This is a genomic window from Euzebyella marina (genome assembly GCF_014855515.1).
In the GTDB taxonomy this organism is placed as follows: domain Bacteria; phylum Bacteroidota; class Bacteroidia; order Flavobacteriales; family Flavobacteriaceae; genus Euzebyella; species Euzebyella marina.
Genome location: NZ_JACYFK010000001.1, coordinates 1,669,227 through 1,691,257, shown reverse-complemented (window position 1 = coordinate 1,691,257; position 22,031 = coordinate 1,669,227). Strand labels below are relative to the sequence as shown.

The 22,031-nt window shown below is 40.8% G+C and carries 16 protein-coding genes; 15 read left to right on the top strand and 1 reads right to left on the bottom strand.

What is annotated here, in order from left to right; translation table 11 throughout:
* Window positions 1–16 precede the first annotated feature (16 nt).
* The 15 genes from IL356_RS06825 (at window position 17) to IL356_RS06755 (ending at window position 21,169) form a co-directional block, all read left to right on the top strand.
* A complete protein-coding gene (locus tag IL356_RS06825) occupies window positions 17–1,144 on the top strand; it encodes an aspartate aminotransferase family protein (protein ID WP_121850186.1) in 1,128 nt (375 codons plus the stop codon).
* Entirely contained in the window at window positions 1,141–2,337 is a 1,197-nt protein-coding gene (locus tag IL356_RS06820; protein WP_121850187.1) for a glutamate-5-semialdehyde dehydrogenase, read from the top strand. The genes IL356_RS06825 and IL356_RS06820 overlap by 4 nt, the downstream gene beginning before the upstream one ends.
* A gap of 169 nt (window positions 2,338–2,506) precedes the next feature.
* Window positions 2,507–3,271, top strand: coding sequence for a glutamate 5-kinase (proB, locus tag IL356_RS06815; RefSeq protein WP_121850188.1), 765 nt, complete (start codon window positions 2,507–2,509; stop codon window positions 3,269–3,271).
* Window positions 3,268–4,206, top strand: coding sequence for an N-acetylornithine carbamoyltransferase (locus IL356_RS06810; RefSeq protein WP_121850189.1), 939 nt, complete (start codon window positions 3,268–3,270; stop codon window positions 4,204–4,206). Before proB ends, IL356_RS06810 begins: the two co-directional genes overlap by 4 nt.
* Before the next feature lie 10 nt (window positions 4,207–4,216).
* Window positions 4,217–4,963, top strand: coding sequence for an SDR family NAD(P)-dependent oxidoreductase (locus IL356_RS06805; RefSeq protein ID WP_317173277.1), 747 nt, complete (start codon window positions 4,217–4,219; stop codon window positions 4,961–4,963).
* A 1-nt stretch (window position 4,964) separates the two neighbouring features.
* Complete coding sequence (argB, locus tag IL356_RS06800; protein ID WP_121850191.1) at window positions 4,965–5,741, top strand: acetylglutamate kinase; 777 nt, start codon at window positions 4,965–4,967, stop codon at window positions 5,739–5,741.
* A gap of 2 nt (window positions 5,742–5,743) precedes the next feature.
* Window positions 5,744–6,808 carry a M20 family metallo-hydrolase gene (locus IL356_RS06795; RefSeq protein WP_121850192.1) on the top strand — a complete coding sequence of 355 codons (1,065 nt, stop codon included), beginning with the start codon at window positions 5,744–5,746 and terminating at the stop codon, window positions 6,806–6,808.
* Between the two features lie 31 nt (window positions 6,809–6,839).
* The gene (locus IL356_RS06790) at window positions 6,840–7,196 is read left to right on the top strand and encodes a four helix bundle protein (RefSeq protein ID WP_121850193.1); all 357 of its coding nucleotides are present in this window, start codon (window positions 6,840–6,842) and stop codon (window positions 7,194–7,196) included.
* 27 nt (window positions 7,197–7,223) lie between these two features.
* A complete protein-coding gene (gene argH, locus IL356_RS06785) occupies window positions 7,224–8,504 on the top strand; it encodes an argininosuccinate lyase (RefSeq protein WP_121850194.1) in 1,281 nt (426 codons plus the stop codon).
* A gap of 80 nt (window positions 8,505–8,584) precedes the next feature.
* On the top strand, window positions 8,585–9,115 hold the full coding sequence (locus IL356_RS06780) for a hypothetical protein (protein WP_121850195.1): 531 nt from the start codon (window positions 8,585–8,587) through the stop codon (window positions 9,113–9,115).
* An 89-nt stretch (window positions 9,116–9,204) separates the two neighbouring features.
* A complete protein-coding gene (locus IL356_RS06775) occupies window positions 9,205–10,803 on the top strand; it encodes a M1 family metallopeptidase (RefSeq protein WP_121850196.1) in 1,599 nt (532 codons plus the stop codon).
* A gap of 129 nt (window positions 10,804–10,932) precedes the next feature.
* Window positions 10,933–11,967: an endonuclease/exonuclease/phosphatase family protein gene (locus tag IL356_RS06770; protein WP_121850197.1), complete on the top strand. Its 1,035-nt coding sequence runs from the start codon at window positions 10,933–10,935 to the stop codon at window positions 11,965–11,967.
* A gap of 193 nt (window positions 11,968–12,160) precedes the next feature.
* Window positions 12,161–13,237 carry a hypothetical protein gene (locus tag IL356_RS06765; protein ID WP_121850198.1) on the top strand — a complete coding sequence of 359 codons (1,077 nt, stop codon included), beginning with the start codon at window positions 12,161–12,163 and terminating at the stop codon, window positions 13,235–13,237.
* A 57-nt stretch (window positions 13,238–13,294) separates the two neighbouring features.
* The gene (locus IL356_RS06760) at window positions 13,295–20,242 is read left to right on the top strand and encodes a BspA family leucine-rich repeat surface protein (RefSeq protein ID WP_121850199.1); all 6,948 of its coding nucleotides are present in this window, start codon (window positions 13,295–13,297) and stop codon (window positions 20,240–20,242) included.
* Window positions 20,243–20,248: 6 nt separating this feature from the next.
* On the top strand, window positions 20,249–21,169 hold the full coding sequence (locus IL356_RS06755; RefSeq protein WP_225621408.1) for a PorP/SprF family type IX secretion system membrane protein: 921 nt from the start codon (window positions 20,249–20,251) through the stop codon (window positions 21,167–21,169).
* A gap of 8 nt (window positions 21,170–21,177) precedes the next feature.
* Here IL356_RS06755 and IL356_RS06750 read toward each other — a convergent pair whose 3' ends face one another.
* Window positions 21,178–22,017 carry a pseudouridine synthase gene (locus tag IL356_RS06750; protein WP_121850201.1) on the bottom strand — a complete coding sequence of 280 codons (840 nt, stop codon included), beginning with the start codon at window positions 22,015–22,017 and terminating at the stop codon, window positions 21,178–21,180.
* Window positions 22,018–22,031: the final 14 nt, after the last annotated feature.

Below are 22,031 nucleotides of genomic sequence, written 5' to 3'. Positions count from 1 at the left end.
CCTTAATTAGACAGAGATGAAATTATTTGATGTATACCCCTTATATGATGTTACTCCGGTTTCGGCCGAGGGCATAGTAGTTACCGATGAAAAAGGCATATCGTATCTCGATTTTTACGGAGGCCATGCGGTTATCTCTATTGGTCATTCGCACCCACATTATGTAAAACGAATCAAAGACCAGTTAGATAAAATAGGTTTTTATAGCAACTCGGTTCAAAATCCGTTACAGGAAGAACTGGCCGGTAAATTAGGTAGGCTTTCCAATTGTAAAGATTACAATTTGTTTATGTGCAACTCTGGGGCCGAGGCTAATGAGAACGCTCTAAAGCTAGCTTCTTTTCACACAGGTAAATCGCGAGTGGTTTCCTTTAAAAACAGTTTCCACGGAAGAACATCTGCGGCTGTAGCAGCTACCGATAACCCAAAAATCAATGCACCTATTAACCAACAACAGAAAGTCACCTTTTTAGATTTTGGTGATTTAGATGCTTTGGATACGGAGCTAGCCAAAGGCGATGTATGCGCGGTAATTTTAGAAGCCATTCAAGGGGTTGGGGGATTGGATGAACCTACCACTGATTTCTATCAAAAAATAGCGGAAGCCTGTAAGAACAACAAGGTAGTATTGATTGCCGATGAAGTTCAATGCGGCTTTGGGAGAAGTGGAAAATTTTTCGCCTTTCAACATCACGGTATTCAACCTGATATTATTTCCATTGCGAAGGGAATGGCCAATGGTTTTCCTGTAGGTGGTATTCTTATTCACGAAAAAATAGAAGCCTCTTACGGTCTATTGGGTACCACTTTTGGTGGCAACCATTTGGCCTGTGCCGCTACTCTGGCGGTTTTGGAAGTTTTGGAAAATGAAAGCCTCATATCCAACGCAGCCAGACTGGAGGACTATTTCAGGACGAAGGCTGCTGAAATTCCACAGGTAAAAAAAGTGAAGGGAAGAGGTTTAATGCTGGGGTTGGAATTTGATTTTGAAGTGGCCAATTTAAGAAAAAAGCTGATTCACAACCAACACCTGTTCACGGGTGGCGCAAAAGACAAACATGTATTAAGGATACTTCCGGCCCTAAATATTTCGGAAGGTCATATAGACACCCTTTTTGAGGCCCTTAAAAAAGAACTGGCATGAACCTATTGTTAAGTTTAAAACAGCGAAATGCGGTACTCTTGAGTATGGCAAAATATCTTGATGAAGAGAGGGAGGCCATCCTTTTGGCCAACAAACAAGATATGGAAGGTTACCAAGGTGGCGATTTGGCAATGCACGACCGATTAAAGGTAGACGATGCTAAAATTGACGGAATGATACTTTCGTTGAATCAATTGGCAAATGCCGAGGACCCCTTGGGTATTGAGCGTTTTAACTTCACCCATGAAAATGGCATGCGCGTAAGTAACAAAACAGCCCCCTTTGGCACCATATTGATTATTTATGAATCAAGACCGGATGTGACTATTGAAGCAGCTGGAATCGCTTTTAAATCGGGGAATAAAATTTTATTAAAAGGGGGCAAAGAATCGCTCAACAGCAATCTATTATTGGTTCAACTATGGCACAAAGCCTTGGAAGCCAATGACACCACTAGAGAATGGGTCGGGTATTTAGAATTTAACCGTACCCAAACCCAAGAATTTTTGGAGAATCCAACGGAAAAGGTCGATTTGATTGTGCCTCGCGGTGGCGAAAAACTAATTGCTTTCGTTAAGCAACACGCCACATGCCCCGTAATCGTAAGCGGAAGGGGAAACAACTTTGTATATGTAGATTCTGATGCGGATGTAGATGTGGCAATTGATATTATCATCAATGCGAAAACGGCCAAGATTTCAGCCTGCAATGCCTTAGATAAGGTTTTAATCGCTTCCGGATTACCGGATAAACAAGAGTTTATTTCTTTATTGATTGAAAAATTAAAAGAACACAAAGTCGAAATTATTGCCGATCAAGCTATTTCCGAATTTGAAGGAACTACTCCCATAATAGACCCAAAAGTTTGGTATGAAGAGTTCTTGGATTATAAAATTGTTCTTGGTCTGGCCGTAGACTTAGATGATGCCATTGAACGAATTAATAAATACAGCGGAGGGCATTCTGCTTCCATCATTACCACCAATGAGGAAAAAGCCGATTATTTTATGTCCCGAATTGACTGTGCAGCGGTTTATCACAATGCTTCCACCAGATTTACGGATGGAGGTCAGCTCGGTTTGGGTGGAGAATTGGCCATTAGTACGGACAAACTCCATCAACGTGGTCCGATAGGACTACAACATCTAGTGACGAATAAATGGTATGTAAAAGGCAGTGGACAAGTGAGGTAAGCTATTTTTCAGTTTACAGTTCTTAGTAAAAGTTGGGAGAAGTTTAGCACAATGAGATAAGACTTAAGATATAAGATATATTATTAGTCTTTTGACCCATTACCATAAACTAGCAACAGATAACCATTAACGAACAGCCAGAAACCAAAAAGAAAACAAGTACCCAAAAATGGGAAAAAAACGCATTTTACTAAAAATAGGTTCCAATACGCTTACCAAAGAGACCAATCAAATCTCCCGAGGTAAACTAGAAGATATCGGCAGGCAAATATCCCAATTGAAAAACGACTACGAATTTGTGGTTGTAAGTTCTGGGGCGATTGCTGCGGCCAAACAGTTTGTAAAACTGGAGCACAACGGTAAGGATATTTTAGTAAAGCAGGCCTTAGCGGCCATTGGTCAACCCCATCTAATGCGCATGTTCCAAGAGAGTTTTAGAGAATTGGGGCTATCAGCGGCCCAGTGTCTTTTATCGTATTCCGATTTTGAAAATCCGAAATCCAAAGCCAACATCAAGAACACCATTGATATTTTGGTAGAGAACAATATCATTCCGATTATCAATGAGAACGATACGGTCGCTGCGGATGAGATTCAATTTGGCGACAATGATAAATTGGCAGCGTTGACCGCAGCCCTTTTAAAGGCTGATTTATTAATTATTGCGACGAATACGAACGGAATATATACCAAGCAATCAATGGAAAGCGGTGAACCGGCAACTATTAAGGAAGTCTCGGGAATCGAAGGTATCAAAAAAGAAATAGGCAGTTCAAAATCGACCCACGGTACTGGCGGTATGGCTTCTAAAGTACAAGCGGCCACTATTGCCCAAAAAGCAGGTATTGAAACTTGGATCGTGAACGGCCTCAATGACAATTTTATTACAGACGCCTTTTCAGGTGGCACAAATCATACGAAAATAAAGATATGAAACACTACCTTTCAGTAAATGACATCGACTCGCTAAACGATTGGGTCAACGAAGCAAGGGAACTTAAAAAAGAACCTAAAAAGTTAAAATCTCTGGGAGAAGGCAAGACCATCGGCCTCCTATTTTTCAACAACAGTCTTCGTACCCGCTTAAGCACTCAAAAAGCCGCAATGAATTTGGGCTTGGATGTGATTGTCATGAACTTTGGCAGTGAGGGTTGGGCCTTGGAATATGCCGATGGTACGGTGATGGATCAAGGCACATCGGAACATATAAAGGAAGCTGCCCAAGTAATTTCACAATATTGCGATATTGTTGCCATTAGGGCTTTTGCCGGACTTACCGATAAAAAGGAAGACGAAGCCGAAATTGTTCTCAATGGGTTTAAAAAATATGCTTCCGTTCCGGTGGTGAATATGGAAAGTTCTGTAGGTCACCCATTGCAAGCTCTGGCGGACGCCATAACCTTAGCGGAACAAAACACTAAAAAAAGGCCTAAGGTAGTCCTTTCGTGGGCCCCGCACCCGAAAGCATTACCACATGCGGTGGCAAATTCATTTGTACAGATGATGCAATTGCAGGATGCTGATTTTGTCATTACCCACCCTGAGGGTTATGAATTGAATCCTGAAGTCACCAAAGATTCGGTTATTGAACATGATCAAAAGAAAGCTTGCGAAGATGCCGATTTTATCTATGTAAAAAACTGGAGCAGCTATAATACCTATGGTCAAGTTCTGAATCAAGATAAAAATTGGACCATGACCAAAGAAAAACTCGGAAATGCAAAGTTTATGCATTGCCTACCAGTGCGAAGAAATATGGTAGTGGCCGATGAAGTTTTAGATAGTGACCAAAGCTTGGTAATAGAACAGGCCAACAACCGAACCTACAGTGCTCAAGTAGTTTTAAAAAAAATATTGGAGAACAACTAAGACTTTTGAAATCGGCAAATTAGAAAACAAAGTATGTATTGTAACCGGTGCCACAAGTGGCATGGGTAAAGCTATTGCGCAAAAATTTGCTTCTGAAGGAGCCTATCTGGTTTTATCGGGAAGAGATGAGACCAAAGGCAACGCCTTGGCACAAAGCCTGCCCCGCTCAATCTTTTTGGCTGGCGATGTAGGCAATGCTGAATATAATAGAGAATTGGTAGAGGTAGCCATTCAAAATTTCGGTGGGTTGGATATTGTATCACTCAATGCCGGAATTTTGGGTCTGGGAAATGTAATCGAACTTTCAGAGGATTTATGGAACAGAACGCTTTCAACCAATTTGAGCAGTATTTATCTGCTTGCTAAATTTGCCATTCCCCATTTGAAAACAAAAAAAGGCACCATTTTGATCAATGCCTCTATAGCGGCTTTCAAGAGTTTTCCCAACCACCCCGCGTATTGCGCATCCAAAGCAGGGGCCGTAGCATTGATGAAACAACTGGCAGTAGAATATGCCCCGGATATAAGAATCAACGCCATGTGCCCCGGACCAGTAGACACCCCACTTTTGTGGAATTCAGCTGAAGCTTTCGAAAATCCGAAGGAGGCCGTAGCCGATGCAGAAAAGACGACTTTGCTCAGAAGGTTGGGGCAACCGACAGATATCGCCAACCTAGCCTTATTTTTGGTTTCCAAAGAAGCTTCTTGGATTACAGGTACGGCCATGACCATTGATGGTGGAATATTAAACGCATAAAATGAAAAAACTATCCATAGTAAAAATTGGCGGCAATGTTATTGAAAATAAAGCCGAGCTCACCAAGTTTCTGAATAACTTCTCTCTCATAAAAGGACCTAAAATTCTGGTTCATGGAGGCGGAAAGTTGGCCACCCAATTGGGCAAAAAATTGGGTATCGAATCAAAAATGATTGGAGGTCGCCGTATTACCGACGATAAAAGCCTTGAACTGATTACCATGGTCTATGGCGGACTTGTCAACAAAAATATTGTGGCCGAGCTACAATCGCTCAATTGCAATGCTATTGGGCTTAGCGGTGCCGATGGCGATACCATACAAGCCCATAAACGCCCCGTTAAAGACATTGATTATGGTTTTGCCGGCGACGTAGACGGCGTTAGTTCAACCACCATCAAAAAACTTCTGGAAGCTGGTCTCACACCTGTTTTCTGTGCAATGACACATGATGGAATGGGGCAACTGCTCAACACCAATGCAGATACCATCGCCTCGGAATTAGCGATTGGCATGAGCGCAGCCTACGAAACCACTTTATACTATTGCTTTGAAAAGAAAGGTGTTTTGATGGATGTCAACGATGACCAATCGGTTATAAAACATATCGACAGTGTTTCATACCAAACCCTTTTAGAGAAAAAAGTAATTGCAGATGGCATGTTACCAAAAATGCACAACTGCTTTCACGCCCTGGAAAAAAATGTTCATCAGGTACGCATAGGCGATATAGAAATGCTACACCCCAACGCAAATTTATTCACCACCCTTACTCTTTGATAATGCAACAAAAAGAACTGACCGAAAAAGCTATCGAGCTCTTAAAAGAACTTATTTCTATACAATCTTTTTCTTCGGAAGAAGATAAGACCGCTGATGCCATTGAAAATTGGTTCAAGTCGTTCAACATTCCGTTTGAACGCCATTTGAATAATGTGTGGGCAGTGAACCAACATTTTGACGAAAGTAAGCCTACCCTGCTTTTAAACTCGCATCACGATACCGTAAAACCTAATTCAGCTTATACCAAAGACCCTTTTCATCCACATATTGAAGATGGAAAATTATATGGTTTGGGAAGTAATGATGCCGGGGGAGCGCTAGTTTCATTAATTGCAACGTTCACGCATTACTATGCAGAGGAAAACTTGAACCATAATATTTTGATGGTAGCTTCTATGGAAGAGGAAAGTTCAGGACCCAATAGTCTACGAGGACTTTTACCCAAACTTCCCCATATCGATGTAGCCATTGTGGGCGAACCTACCTTATTGGATTTGGCCATAGCCGAAAAAGGATTGGTAGTTTTTGACGCCAAGGTAAAGGGCACTCCTTCGCATGCGGCACATCCTAACGATAATAATTCCATTTACAATACCATTGAAGTGTTGGAGTGGTTCAAGAATTACTCTTTCCCAAAAGTATCGGAAGCTTTGGGGCCGGTAAAATTGACGGTTACCCAAATCAATGGAGGCTCACAACACAATGTGGTGCCAGCAGAGGTAGAGTTGGTGATAGATGTTCGCGTCAACGATAAGTACACCAACGCGGAAATTGCGGAAATTCTGAAGAAAGAAGCTCCTTGCGAACTTCAAGAACGTTCGCTAAAACTTAATTCTTCGGCCATTGACAAAGACCACCCCTTGGTGAAATCAGGTATCGCCTTGGGCAGAAAGACCTATGGCTCCCCCACCCTATCCGACCAGGCGGCATTGACTTGCCAGTCTTTAAAATTAGGCCCTGGGGACAGCACACGTTCACATTCGGCAGACGAATACATCTACGTTAAGGAAATTGAAGATGGGGTAGATTTGTATATTAAACTGTTGAAGGGATTTCTTCTTTAGTTTAAAGAAGAAAGTAAAAAGTTAATAGAAAATGTACAATTACAAAGACCTTATCGTTTGGCAAAAATCTATGGATTTAGTGGAGAAGGTCTATCATTTAACTGCAACTTTTCCCCAAGAAGAAAGATTCGGCCTCACAAGTCAAATAAGACGGTGCGCCGTCTCCATACCTAGCAATATTGCCGAAGGAGCAGGTCGAAAATCAAAGAAAGTCTTTCGTAACTTTTTGGAGATTTCCAATGGGTCTATCAATGAGCTTAAAACTCAGCTAGAAATTTCAAAAAGAATCGGATTTATATCCGAAAATGAATTGGAAAACATCTTTGACCTTTGCAACGAAGTCCAAAAAATAACCATCACCCTCATTAAGAAGTATAGCGACTTCTAACTATAACCTAAAAACTTTAAACTCCTTATGAAACTCTGGGATAAAGGATTCAGTACTGATAAAAAAATAGACCACTTTACCGTGGGCAATGACCGTGAACTCGACTTATTGCTTGCCAAATACGATGTGATTGCCTCCAAGGCACACGCTAAAATGTTAGGCAAAATAGGACTATTGACGCAAGAAGAAACACAATCCCTTGTCACGGAATTGGATGCCATTGCGGAAACCATTGAAAAGGGCGAATTCACCATTGAAGATTCTTTTGAGGACATGCATTCTAAAATTGAATATGTACTCACGGAAAAACTGGGTGATACCGGAAAAAAGATTCACACGGCAAGGTCAAGAAACGATCAAGTTCTGGTAGCTATGCACCTGTATTTAAAGCATGAACTATCGGAAATAAAAAGTCAGACAAAAGAGCTCTTTGACCTGTTACTGCAATTGGCCGAGAAGTTTAAAAACGTGCTTCTTCCGGGCTATACCCACTTGCAGATTGCCATGCCCTCCTCATTTGGGTTATGGTTTTCTGCTTATGCCGAAAGTTTGATTGATGACCTCTATTTTATTGATGCCGCTTACAAGGTTGCCGACCAAAATCCGTTAGGGAGCGCCGCCGGCTATGGAAGTTCCTTTCCTATAGACCGAAGCTTCACCACCCAAGAAATGGGTTTTGAAACCCTAGAATACAATGTGGTGGCCGCCCAAATGGGACGCGGAAAAGTTGAAAAGGCTACCGCTTTCGGCATGGCCAATATAGCTGCCACCTTATCCAAACTTTCTATGGATGTTTGCCTCTACATGAGCCAAAACTTTAATTTCATTTCCTTCCCGGATGAATTAACAACAGGCAGCAGCATAATGCCGCACAAGAAAAACCCCGATGTTTTTGAATTGGTACGTGGTAAATGTAATAAGCTACAAAGCATACCGAATCAGTTGACCTTGGTCATCAACAATCTGCCCAGCGGATATCACCGAGATTTACAATTAGTGAAAGAAATTATTGTTCCCGCGATTCAAGATATGAAGGCCTGTCTGGAAATTTTGACTTTTAGTTTGAAAGAAGCGAAAGTGAACGACGAAATTCTAAGCGACCCTAAATACGATTATCTCTTTAGTGTAGACACCTTGAACGAGCTGGTACAAAACGGAATGCCGTTTAGGGATGCCTATAAAAAAATGGGAATGGAAATTCAAGAGGGTACTTTTAGCCCTAAAAGGGATATTCACCATACCCATGAGGGCAGTTTGGGCAATTTGTGCTTGCATGAAATCAAGAAAAAAATGGAGAAATTATTCTAATAAATTCAGTATCCCTTGAAACAGGGATGCAAGAATAGATTGAGGTAAGTATGTTTGTCTCATGATAATAAATCAACCATATGAAATCTATTTTTGCATCCTTAAGTATTCTCTTTTTATTGGTGTCTTGTAACCAGCCATCTGCCGAAAACTATTTTGACCGAACCACCTTAAACAGCAATAAACTTGTCGGTTTTGGCAGTGCTGACTTCGATAGATACGCACAGCTTCAAGAAACAGGTCAACTTTTTAAACTTACCAATGGTGAAATGGAGAAGACCGATAAAATATCGGAACATATCACCACCTACATCATTCCAGATATCGAAAAAAACATTGAACAGATCGAAGAATTAAAGCCTACGGAAGAAACCGAAGAAATGATTGTCAAAAGCCTACGTCTTTTCAATTATGTCAAGAACATTTATGAAACAGAATATTTAACAATTGCAAATATGATGGACAATGGTGAAGAGGTGGACGAAATCAATGAAGCTCTTTCACTAATGAATAGTGTAACGTTTACGAAATTTTCAGTTCTTCTAGAAGAATTATGGGAAGTCGCGCTACCTTATGCAGAGGCTAACGGGATTGAAGTGAAAACTTACTAAACTAGATGTTGGCACTACCTTATTCACGACCGAAGGGAAATTAAAAGACAAGCTTTCTTAAATTAGCTGCGGATTAAAAACCTCCGTAAATGAACATTATTACTAAATCCTATTTTTTCACTTTCCTTTCGCTTTTCTCATTAAGCCTGCTGTTCTCCCAAGACACCTATCAGCGAAATAGCTCAGCCGATGTTAAAAGCTATGTTTTCGGGTTAACCCTTTCAGATGAATCGAACCTTATTAAGGGAGAAACCGAAATCAATATCAACTTTACCCAAGAAGTTGGTCCGTTTTCATTGGACTTGATTGAAAAAAATGGTGAATATGGTATGACCATTAGCCAAGTTCTGGAAGGGGAAACCCCTGCCAAATACACCTACAATAATCATAAAATTGAAATAACCCCGGGCGCTTCCGAAGAAAAAAACAGAACCTACAAAGTTATTTATGAGGGTATTCCTGAAAGAGGACTTGTAATAGACACTACCAAATTTGGTCAGCGTTCTTTTTTTGGAGACAACTGGCCTAATTTGGCCCGTCATTGGCTACCCTCTGTAGATCACCCTTATGACAAAGCCGGTATCGAATTCAGAATTACGGCCCCCGATTATTATGATGTAGTGGCCACCGGAGAAAAAATAGAAGAGAGCAATTTAGGTAACGGTCTAAAATTGACAACTTATAAAGAACCAGCACCAGTTGCCATGAAAGTGGTGACTATTGGTGTAACTAAATTCGCCAGTACACTTTTGGGTGAGGTGTACGACATTCCCGTGTCCGCCTGGGTGTATCCAGAAAATAGGTTGGATGGTTTTTCAGATTACCATGTGGCCAGCAAGGTCTTGAAATACTTCATCGACCAAATTGGTCCGTATTCCTACGCAAAACTGGCCAACATGCAGGCAAAAACGCAGTGGGGCGGACTCGAAAATGCAGGTACTATTGCCTATTTTGAAAATTCCGTCACCGGAAAAAATGAGGTGGAAGGCTTGATTGCCCATGAAATTGCCCACCAGTGGTTCGGAAATTCCGCCTCAGAAAATGATTGGAACCATGTATGGCTTAGTGAAGGCTTCGCTACCTATTTCGCTATTCTATACCAGGAAAGCGTTTACGGAAACGAAAAGAGAAAAGAAGAATTGCAACTTGACCGTCAACAAATTATCGATTACTATCAAAAAAACCCTTCGCCCATAGTTGACCCTAGCATCAAAGACCCTTTAAACGTTTTAAGCGTAAACACGTACCAGAAAGCGGGCTGGGTACTCAATATGTTACGCCACAAATTGGGTGATGAAGTTTTTTGGAAAGGGATTAGAACCTACTACGAAAAATTTAGAAACAGCAATGCCATGACCGACGATTTCAGGGAAGTTATGGAATCGGTTTCCGGCAAAGACTTAAATGCTTTTTTCGAACAATGGATTTTCACCAAAGGATATCCCGAACTCAAATGGAAGTGGAGCTACAAAGGAAAAAAATTAAATATATCAATTGATCAGCTTCAAAAACATCATACCTATTCTTTTCCTCTGGAAATTGGTGTAACAATAAATGGCAAGACGACCATCAAAACTTTCGAAGTAACGGATTCGAAGGCGAACTTTTCCATCAAAACCGATGCGAAACCCGATTCCGTTGTTCTAGATCCTGATTCTTGGTTACTATTCGAAGACAACAACCCATAATTTATTGTGGTATCTTATTTTTCCGATTTTACAATGGGTTAAACTTCCTGTAAGAATTATTCCCTATTTTTAGTTTCGAACATGAAAGGCGTATTTCGACAAGAAATATTGTCTACAATCTAAATCGATATGAAACTAAAGGTGGCAGAGTATAATATGGAGTGGATGAAAAATCTGTTCGTTAACGGAATTCCTGTCAACGTTCCTCCTCCTGTAGGAAAACCTGAAAGCGATTGGAACGAGCAAGAACGATTGACCATGAAAAGTCAGCGATTGATTTCCGTTCTCGCCCATTTAGATGCAGATATTGTAGCTGTGGTAGAAGGGCCAGACACCCTTGCCAATGGAACCAAAACAGCTAAGGCGCAACTTGAACTTTGGATGACCACCTTTGGCCTTACCCAAAGAAATTACAAGGTAGTTCAAGGCTATACCTCTCGTGGGCAGCAAGAACTATGCGCTATTTACGATGCTGACAAACTTATTCTAGAGCATACCCCGGAAGGTAAAAATAGTTTCGACGAACCTTTTTTGGCCGATACTTTGGAACAAAGTATTAAAGAACAGTATGAGCATTTTAGGCCTCCCGTAGAACTCACCGTGAAGGATAAGGCTAGCCCGGGTAAACTCTTTAAAATGATTATTGCCCACGCCAAATCGAAAGGTATTTTCAACCATGTCGATTACGCCAGATACGAATATCTATCCAACCTCAACCGAAGAAAATTGTATGCAGAGTGCATGCACATGCGCGAACGAGTTGATCAATGGATAAACGAGGGTGATAAGGTTCTGGTAACCGGAGATATAAATGACGGTATGGGAAGCGACTTCTACGAAAACCGATTTGGTAAAAGTGCCATTGAAATATTATTGGGTAGTGTCTATGAGCCCGAACTAATTTTAAAAAGCGCCTTGGGAAAGCCCAAATTGGGAAAATACGGATGGTCACCAAGTTCAAGTTCTTTTACGGATACCATTACTAAAAATTGGTTCACCGTACTCATTGATCATATTTTGGTCAGCCAAGATATCAAAATCGACTCAGGCGCGGTTCTCAACCCATATTCCGAACCCCATAAGTCCGATTTAAGCCAAGAACTCAAAGATGCTTTAAAGAAGGCTTCAGACCATTTCCCGGTAATCGTTGAGATTGAAGTGTGAGAAGTATTCACTTCAACAGGTTTTCTGCACCGTTAAACGTTAATTAATTTAACATTCAACTTCATTTTTCTCTCGTCACACTATGATTACCAAGTAGTTCACAACAAAAATTTTAACAAAGTAGGGCTCCCCTATATTTTTGATGGTATAGTGTTTAAATAAATACCAATACGCATACCAAGCTTCCCTACGCATGAAAAATCTTATTGCTCCCCTTCTTATTCTTCTTATCGTAAGTTGTAGTACCGATTCATTAGAACCGTTAGATCAAGAAATTTCAGAAAAATCGCTTTCTGATTCCAATGTTCAAGAAAACAGCGATAATGAAGATCAGGAGGTTGATTCTGAAAATCAGAACACGGCACCTGCTCTCGCTTTACAGTCTTATCTTATCAATGAACATTCGGCTGTAGAGACTTCAATAGGCTTTATACAGGCAAACGATGAAGATGGTGATGACATCATATTCTCAATAGAATCAGAGGCCGATATTATCATTGATGAGCATACGGGAGAAATTAAAGTAGGCCCTAATCTCAAACTTGATTTTGAAACTATCAATAGTCTTGAGTTTACTGTTTCAGCATTTGATGGAAGCACTACTTCCCATGGTAATTTCAGTTTAAACGTTATAGATGTTGATGAGATCACTTTACTAAACGAAGCGGAAAAAGATTTGATAACCTATTTTCAACATTTGGTTTTTTGGAAAGGCCATGCCAACACTCCAGTGGAAAGAAATCAAAAGTGGGCGGTTCCGTTACGACTAAATTTGGCCGGTACGATTTCAAACAATTTTTCTCAGGTAGTCAATGAAGTTATCAGTGAATACAATACCATATTCAATGGCAATTTTACTATTTCTCTAGCTGAGACCGAAGAACTGGCCAATGCAGAGGTTTTTTACGGTACCAAAGAAGAACTTGAAAGCCATTGGCCCGATATGCATCAAATCGTCAAAGATGGTGACTACCACGGCTATGCGATTACACCTTCCAGTAGTTATATTTTATCCGATTCTAGAATCTGGATTTCTAATGAGGCTTCCGTTCTCTTTAAACATGAATTGGGCCATGCTTTAGGCTTTGGTCATTCCGATAAGTGCGAAGAAGAAAATAGTTTTCTCTGCTCACAGATAAGTGTCGAGAACAAGATTCTATCCGAAGAAGAAAAAATTCTAAGATACGCATATCATTCTAAAATTGAAGAAGGGCTCACTGAAAGTGATATCGAAAAGATTTTAGCCGATATACTTATCAACGAGCAGTAGACCAATCCTGCATCCATTCCCATCCATATTTTATTGACTACCCAATCTAACCATACCATGGCAAAACGACTTTTTTCTATAGTATTGAATAGCCCAATTAGTAGTTTTAACCGCAACATTTCTCTACAAAGAGCCCTAGCTCAGCACACTAAAAAAACAATCAAAAGTCTTTTGGCTTTTATGCTGCTTTTTTGCGGATTGAGTATTCAGGCACAATCTTTTCGCTCTATATGGAACACCAATAACATAGAATCAGGCTCTTCTGCCAATAATCAGATAACCATACCTACCAACCCAGCTTATACCATATATAATTACAATGTTGATTGGGGAGATGGTAACACCGATACTGGTGTAACAGGAAATATTACTCATGATTACACGACCCCCGGAACTTATACTATTGAAATCAGCGGCTCTTTTCCATCTATATATTTTAATGATGAAAATGCTAGCGATAAACTAAAAATTATAGAAATATTGGCTTGGGGTTCCATTCAATGGCAAACCATGGAGAATGCCTTTTTTGGTTGTGAGAACCTCAATTTTGACGCTATTGATTCACCGGACCTCTCTCAGGTTACTACGCTACAAAACATGTTCAATGGCTGTGAAGCCTTTAATGGTATTGTTAATAATTGGGATGTTAGCACTATAACAAACATATCAGGACTCTTTCAAGAATGTACCATTTTTAATAGGCCATTAGACTTATGGAATACGGCCAATATTATGGATATGTCTTACACCTTCCACAGAGCAAGAACCTTTAATGAACCCTTGGACAATTGGAATGTTGCATCTGTTACAGATATGGAGTATTTCTTATCCGAAGCTTCTTCTTTTAACCAAAACATTAATAATTGGAACATTTCAAATCTGACCAATTTAATTGGAACCTTTAGATACACAGGCAGTTTTAACCAGCCCTTAGACAATTGGAACGTTAGCAATATAACAGATCTTACCGGAACTTTTCAAGGCTCTGCATTCAATAGACCCATAAACAATTGGAACGTAAGTAATGTAGTTTCTATGGTAGCAACCTTTAGGGAATCCCAATTCAACCAGCCTTTAAACCTATGGGATGTGAGTAATGTAACTAATATGTCTCAGATGTTCCATAGAAATCGAACATTTGACCAATCCATAAATAATTGGAATGTTAGTAATGTTACGGATATGTCAGAGATGTTTGATGGATGGATTTGGGGAGCGGTCTTTAATCAACCTTTGGATAATTGGGACGTAAGTAATGTTGTGGACATGGAATACATGTTTAGAGAAAATTCTGCATTTAACCAAGACATCAGCATGTGGATTGTTAGTGGGGTAACCAACATGCGAGGTATGTTTGAAGAAAACCCAGCTTTTAATCAAAACATCGATAACTGGAACGTTAGCAATGTTACGAATATGAGTTCTATGTTTAATGAAGCAACAGCTTTCAATCAACCATTAAACTCTTGGGTCATTGGTAATGTTACAGAAATTGAGAGTATGTTCTTAGGTGCTATCTCATTTGACCAGCCTCTTAATAATTGGGATATGTCTGGCAAGACTAATCTTTCAAACATGTTTCAAAATGCCACATCTTTCAATCAAGATATTTCTGGTTGGAATGTGTCTGCTGTCACCAATATGTCAGGTATGTTCAATACCGCATCTGCATTTAATCAGAATTTGGCAGGTTGGGATATTTCAGCTGTATCTCAAATGAGCAATATGCTTTCAAACAGTGGTCTTTCTCAAGAAAATTACGACAACACTTTAATTGGGTGGGAAGGTCAAACTGTACAAAACAATGTAACGTTGGGCGCGAATGGCCTGCAATACTGCGATGCGCTCAACCAAAGACAAAGTTTAATCGATAATGACGGTTGGACCATCATAGGTGACAGTGTCAACTGTTCATATGTTCTCTGTACCGATATCACCATGCCGCATGCCAGCGATACGGCAACCCCAGCCAATAGCGATATAAGATGGGATCCCGCACCCAACGCCACTGGTTATAGGGTTACATTAGAGATTGAACGTGGTGGCATACGTAACTACGCCAGTATCGATGGCAATACGGCCAATAATTACGACGTAGGCAATACCGTTGGTCTAGATTTCACCAATGAATTTCAAGCGGGAGACACGGTTTACGTGACTGTGGTTCCCTACAATGATGAAGGGCCAGCTACAGGGTGTCAAGAAATCTCTTTCACTGTTGTTGAGAGTTGGGTCAATAGTCCTGATGCTTTTAAGATTACCATTGATACAAGAAACTTAGATAGCAATTCAACAAATGCAAACCAATACAGACTTGAGCTTAACGACGGTTATCCTGATTATTTAAGTTACGATTTCAATATAGATTGGGGCGATGGTCAATACAATAACAATGTTAACAGCGATATTACCCATACTTATCTAAACCCGGGTGTTTACACCATAGCGATTATCGGTGATTTTCCTGCCTTCTATCATTCATCTTCGAATAGAGACAATTTAAAACTCATATCAATGGATCAGTGGGGAACGCAGGTCTGGGAAAGCATGCAACAGACATTCTATTTCTGTGAGAATATGGAATACAATACTACTGACGATCCTATTCTAAGCAATGTTACGAGTATGCAAAGTATGTTCAGAAGGGCTTCATTGTTCAACACCGATATCAATCATTGGAATGTTAGCAACGTCACCAATATGAACTCTATGTTCTACCAAGCTTACACCTACAATCAACCTATGGATTCTTGGAATGTAAGCAACGTTACATCCATGAGCAATATGTTTGACTCGGCTTTAGATTTTAACCAGAATATTAATAATTGGGATGTTTCTTCTGTCACCAACATGAGCGGTATGTTTGGTAATACAGACAATTTTGATCAACCCTTGAACAATTGGGATGTTGGCAATGTCACCTCAATGCGCCAAATGTTTGTGCGTTCTGAAGTTTTTGATCAGCCCATTGGCAGTTGGAATGTGTCTTCAGTGCTTGACATGCATGAAATGTTCTATAGCGCAGAAGCGTTCAATCAAGATATTGATAGTTGGGATGTCTCTTCTGTGACTCAAATGAGCGGTATGTTTCATAATGCGGCCGCATTCAACCAACCTCTGAACAGTTGGGATGTTGCATCGGTGACTACCATGCAGTCAATGTTCAACAATGCTAATGCATTCAACCAACCCATAGATAACTGGAATGTGGCCCAGGTGAACAATATGAACAGTATGTTCAATAGTGCCGATGCTTTTGACCGGAATATCAATTCATGGAATGTTACCAATGTAACCGATATGGCGTCAATGTTCAACTACGCCCAAGCTTTTAACCAACCTTTAAATAGTTGGGACGTGAATTCAGTCGTTAATTTGAGCCGCATGTTCCGTGGGGCAGTGTCGTTTGACCAACCCTTGAATAATTGGGATGTGAGTGCCGTGGCCAACATGAGTAATATGTTCGAAGAGGCAATAATTTTCAACCAATCTTTGAACACATGGGATACCAGTTCGGTAACCTTGATGCCTTCGATGTTTGAAGATGCCGCACTGTACGATCAAGAAATGAATGATTGGGATGTTGCCGTGGTCACTAATTTTGATTCTATGTTTCAAAATGCCGAGGCTTTTAACCGTCCGTTAAATAATTGGAATACGGGAGAGGCTCAAAATATGGCAGAAATGTTCTATGGCGCTACATTATTTGACCAAGATATTGATAATTGGAATACCTCTTTTGTAACCACAATGTTTCAAATGTTCAGAGAAGCCGCAGCTTTTAATCGGTCATTAGATTCATGGAACGTCGCATCGGTTACCACAATGCAAGGCATGTTCCAAAACGCAACAAGTTTTAATAGCTCTATCAACAACTGGAATGTTCGGGCGGTATCCACCATGCAAGACATGTTCAGGAGCGCCACTAGTTATAACCAATCGTTGAACAATTGGCGTGTTACCAATGTCGGCAATATGGATCGAATGTTCAACGGGGCCACTGCGCTTGACCAATCTTTTGATCAATGGCTGATAGGTACGGTTTCAATGCGAGATATGTTTCATGACGCTACCGCCTTCAATCAGTACTTAGGGGATTGGAATGTTAGTAATGTTACCAACATGCAAGGTATGTTAGATGATAGTGCCTTAAGCAGAGAGAATTATGACAACACCTTGATAGCTTGGTCAGAACAAACTTTAACGCCAGGCATTACTCTTGGTGCCAACGCTTTACCTTATTGTGATGCGGTGGAGGAAAGGCAAGCTATGATAGACAGTTTTGGTTGGACTTTTTCCGGTGATGTTCTAGACTGCCCCATCCCTGAATGCACACAGCTGGCCGCACCCCTGAATGGCGATGTAGACGTACCGGTAAACACTAATATAACGTGGGATCCTTCGCTTTACGCTCGCGAATATAGATTAACAGTTGGCACAACGCCTGGGGGCAACGATATCGTGAATAATGAAACTATTGTCAATGAAACTTTTTATGAATTCTCATCTGACTTCACAGGTGGTGAAACGGTCTATGTTACCCTAATTCCATCCAACGAAAATGGTGATGCCGTTGGTCCGTGTACAGAAGAGAGTTTCACCGTAACTACAACACCGGCCACCGTACCTGATTGTACGACCATGAACCTACCAGTGAATGGGGCTACAGATGTAGCAGTAGATACCGATATTAGTTGGAATATTATTAGTAATGCCGATGGGTATCGATTAAATGTAGGTACTACGACCGGGGGAACAGATATAGTAAACAATGAAGATCTCGGTAACGTTACAGAATATGAGTTCATTACCGATCTACCAGAAAACGTTGAGATTTTTGTCACTATTGTTCCTTACAACGATCAGGGTGACGCCTCAGGCTGCGGAGAAGAATCGTTTATTACCGAATTCATTCCGGTACCACCCCTGTGCACTAGTCTTTCAAGCCCCGCGAACGGAGCTGTAAACGTTGCCATTGATACCGATTTAAGCTGGAATACCGTTGCAGATGCCACCGGTTATTTGGTAAGTGTAGGTACTACTGCCGGGGGTATAGAAGTAGTAAATAATATTGATGTTGGTAATGTAACTACTTACTCGTTCGATTATGATTTACAGGATAATCGAACCTACTACGTTCGTATTATTCCATATAATGCCATTGGAGATGCTAGTGGATGTTCGGAAGAAGAATTTACTACAGGCACTGGAACTTTAAGTGACCCGCCTAACTGTACCACATTAAGCGACCCGATCAATGGTGCTAACGATGTTCCCGTTGGTGCGGATATCAGTTGGAATGCCGTTGCCAATACCGATGGCTATTACCTCACAATTGGCACCAGTTCTGGCGGTACTGATATCTTGAATGCCGAGGACGTTGGCAATGTCACTATGTATGACTTGGCAACAGATTTACCTGAGGCAACTCAACTATTTATAACTGTTGTACCATATAACGCCATCGGCAATGCCACTGGGTGTACGGAAGAAAGTTTCACAACAGAAACTCTGCCAGCTGCTCCAAACTGTACCATCTTAAACAGCCCGTCAAACAATGCTGTTGATGTTTCCGTTTCTACCCAACTATCATGGGATGCCGTAAGCGATGCAGATGGTTATTACTTAACAGTAGGCACCATTAGTGGTGGAAATGACATATTGAATGCAGAAGATACAGGTAATGTCAATTCATACGATTTGGCTGACGACCTCCCGGAAAGTACTGAAATATTTGTAACTATTGTACCCTATAATACCGTGGGTAACGCCACCGGGTGTATTGAGGAATCATTTACCACAGAAGCCTTACCTACCGCACCTGTATGCACTCAATTGAGCAATCCACTTAACGGCGCAACGGAAGTTTCCATTTCAACCCATCTAAACTGGAATTCAGTGTCAAACGCTGATGGTTATTATGTTACTGTCGGCACGATTTCTGGTGGCAGTGATATTTTAGATGGAGAAGATGTAGCTAGCACTTCTTTTGACCTAGCTACAGATTTGCCGGAAAACACACAGATATTTGTAACCATCGTACCCTACAACGGTGTAGGCGTTGCAGTTGGTTGTACCGAAGAATCGTTCACTACCGAGGTCATGGGGGCTGCTCCTAATTGTACAGCTTTAACGAGCCCCACAAACGGAGAAGCTAATGTTTCAATCTCAACCAATTTAATATGGGCTTCAGTGAATAATGCTGATAGCTATTATATTAATGTTGGCACTTCTACCGGTGGTACAGATATTTTGAACAATGAATTAGCAAGCACAAATACAATAGCACTCTCTAATAATTTACCTGAAGGCACCGAGATATTCGTTACCATCGTTCCTTTTAATGGCAGAGGCAATGCTTTAGGGTGTATTGAAGAGTCCTTTACTACTGAGACTTTTGAAACTGTTCCTGATTGTACTTCTATTATTGTACCTGAAAATGACCAATTTAATGTGCATGTTGATACTGAGTTTGTTTGGAATTCCATATCAAACGCTGATGGCTACTACCTTAGTTTGGGCTCTAGTGCTGGAAGTCATGATATTTTAGATAGTGAAGATGTTGGTATCTTAACCTCTTATACACCGGCTCAGCCCTTGCCTTATGACCGAGATATTTTCGTTTCTATTGTAGCATATAACGCTCAAGGCAGTGCCATTGGGTGTACCGAAAGTAGCTTTACCACCCAAGAGGAACCGGAAGAGGAAAAGTTGGAGACACTTTATGGCTTTTCTCCCAATGGAGATTTCATAAATGACGTATGGTCTATAAACGGTATAGAAGCCTACCCTGAAAATACGGTAAGTATTTTCAACCGATGGGGAGATTTGGTATTCTTTATTTCCGGATATGACAATAATGCGAATGTGTTTAAAGGAGAGGCCAATCAAAAAACCAAGATCGGGGCCGGTGAACTACCGGCAGGCACCTATTTCTTTAAGATTACTTTACCGGAAAACCACAATTTGAAGGCTACTCAAGGATTTGTAGTTATTAAAAGATAAATAACCATGACCAAAAAACTGACCTACTCTTTATTCATTCTTGTTCTCTGTGTAGTGACGAATCTCAGTGCCCAACAGACGGCTGTTTTCTCCGAATACAATTACAACCCTTTTTTGATTAATTCCGCATATGCGGGGATGCTTTCAGGCACCGAACTAAGTGCCACACATTCCGGGTTTATCAGTGAGGTTACCGGTAGCCCCAGAACTCTATCGTTGACCATTAATTCGCCTTTAAGGGATGGCAAGGTTGGTCTGGGAGCGGGCTTTCTGCAAGATGAGGTCGGCGTCAGCAAAAACAGCACCTTTTTTGCTGCCTATTCATACAAAATCTTTTTTGATTTTGAATCCAACAGGCCCTACTGGCAGTTGTACCAGCCGGGAGTTCTTTCTTTCGGGATCACTGCAGGGCTGCAACAACATAAAGAAGACTTATTATCCCTCGGAATTATGGATGACCCGAACTTCTCCGAGAATATAAACGCCTCTGTTCCTACCATAGGGGTTAGCTTTCTTTTTAACCACGCTCAGTTTTTCGCTGGTGTTTCGGCACCCAATGTGGTAGGGGATAAATTGGCATCAAGAGATGACCTAAACCTTTCAAATCCTATTTATGGTTATTTTGGTTACCGGTTCTTCACCAGCATTTTTGAAGAGGTAATGATCAAACCCAACGTACTTTTAAAACATGAGGGAGGAGCTCCTTTACAAGCAGATTTCAATATCGCGGCAAGCTTTAAGAACAAAGTTGAAGTTGGTGTAGGTTACCGAACCAGCTCATCTATAAACCTTTTGGCAGGAGTATACTTGCTTAAAAATTTACGCTTTATATATAATTACAATATAGCCTTTAAAGAAACCCCGTTTGGCAATACCCATGGGCTGGCGCTAAGTTATCTTTTTGGCGATGGTTATCAAATTGATTGAAAAACCAATCAATTAATCATCTTTAGGTTCGCCAATTCCTGTTCGGTCAGATATCGCCAATGCCCTCTAGGCAGGTCTTTTTTGGTAAGACCGGCATAAACCACCCTGTCTATTTTTACAATTTCGTAGCCAAGGGTATCGAATATACGCTGTACGATATTGGTCCTGCTACTATAGATTTCCATGCCAATCTGTGTCTTTGGGGCATTATCTACAAAACTGACATCTTGAACCTTTACAACCTTTTCATCTACTGTAAGCCCCTCTTGCACTTTCTTTAGATCAGCGCTACGAAATGGCTTATCTAGCTCTATGTGAAATATCTTTCGCAATCCGTTCTTAGGGCGGCTCAGACGTTTGATCATTTCACCATCATTAGTGTATAGAATGAGGCCGGAAGCATCTTTACCAAGTTTACCGACAGGTTTCAGCTCAGCCCTAGAGGCCTTGGAAACTAAACCCAATGCCGTTCGTTTACCTTGTTGGGTACGGCCTGAGGTCGACAAACCTTTCGGTTTGTTCAATAAGACATATTCCCTTTTGATAGGATTCAATAACCTGCCTTCAAAACGTACTTCATCTTCTAGCTTGACCTTGTAGCCCATTTCGGTTACAGGTGTACCGTTCACTGTAATATTTCCTGCCGAAATATAAATGTCGGCTTCACGACGGGAGCAAATTCCAGAATTTGCAACATACTTGTTCAATCGTATCAAATTAGGATTACCTGGTTGAACCGAACCTTGATTCTTTACCGGTGCATTACCTCTTGAATAACTCTTCTTTCTAAACTTACCACCTTGTCTGCCCGATGCCCTTTTGTCATCGTTTGAACCCGACCTGTTCATATCTCTTTCTTTTC

Excerpts from the sequence above, each read along its gene's own strand:
- IL356_RS06825 (WP_121850186.1), top strand. The coding sequence starts at position 17 with ATGAAATTATTTGATGTATACCCCTTATATGATGTTACTCCGGTTTCG.
- IL356_RS06820 (WP_121850187.1), top strand. The coding sequence starts at position 1,141 with ATGAACCTATTGTTAAGTTTAAAACAGCGAAATGCGGTACTCTTGAGT.
- proB (WP_121850188.1), top strand. The coding sequence starts at position 2,507 with ATGGGAAAAAAACGCATTTTACTAAAAATAGGTTCCAATACGCTTACC.
- IL356_RS06810 (WP_121850189.1), top strand. The coding sequence starts at position 3,268 with ATGAAACACTACCTTTCAGTAAATGACATCGACTCGCTAAACGATTGG.
- argB (WP_121850191.1), top strand. The coding sequence starts at position 4,965 with ATGAAAAAACTATCCATAGTAAAAATTGGCGGCAATGTTATTGAAAAT.
- IL356_RS06795 (WP_121850192.1), top strand. The coding sequence starts at position 5,744 with ATGCAACAAAAAGAACTGACCGAAAAAGCTATCGAGCTCTTAAAAGAA.
- IL356_RS06790 (WP_121850193.1), top strand. The coding sequence starts at position 6,840 with ATGTACAATTACAAAGACCTTATCGTTTGGCAAAAATCTATGGATTTA.
- argH (WP_121850194.1), top strand. The coding sequence starts at position 7,224 with ATGAAACTCTGGGATAAAGGATTCAGTACTGATAAAAAAATAGACCAC.
- IL356_RS06780 (WP_121850195.1), top strand. The coding sequence starts at position 8,585 with ATGAAATCTATTTTTGCATCCTTAAGTATTCTCTTTTTATTGGTGTCT.
- IL356_RS06775 (WP_121850196.1), top strand. The coding sequence starts at position 9,205 with ATGAACATTATTACTAAATCCTATTTTTTCACTTTCCTTTCGCTTTTC.
- IL356_RS06770 (WP_121850197.1), top strand. The coding sequence starts at position 10,933 with ATGAAACTAAAGGTGGCAGAGTATAATATGGAGTGGATGAAAAATCTG.
- IL356_RS06765 (WP_121850198.1), top strand. The coding sequence starts at position 12,161 with ATGAAAAATCTTATTGCTCCCCTTCTTATTCTTCTTATCGTAAGTTGT.
- IL356_RS06760 (WP_121850199.1), top strand. The coding sequence starts at position 13,295 with ATGGCAAAACGACTTTTTTCTATAGTATTGAATAGCCCAATTAGTAGT.
- IL356_RS06755 (WP_225621408.1), top strand. The coding sequence starts at position 20,249 with ATGACCAAAAAACTGACCTACTCTTTATTCATTCTTGTTCTCTGTGTA.
- IL356_RS06750 (WP_121850201.1), bottom strand. The coding sequence starts at position 22,017 with ATGAACAGGTCGGGTTCAAACGATGACAAAAGGGCATCGGGCAGACAA.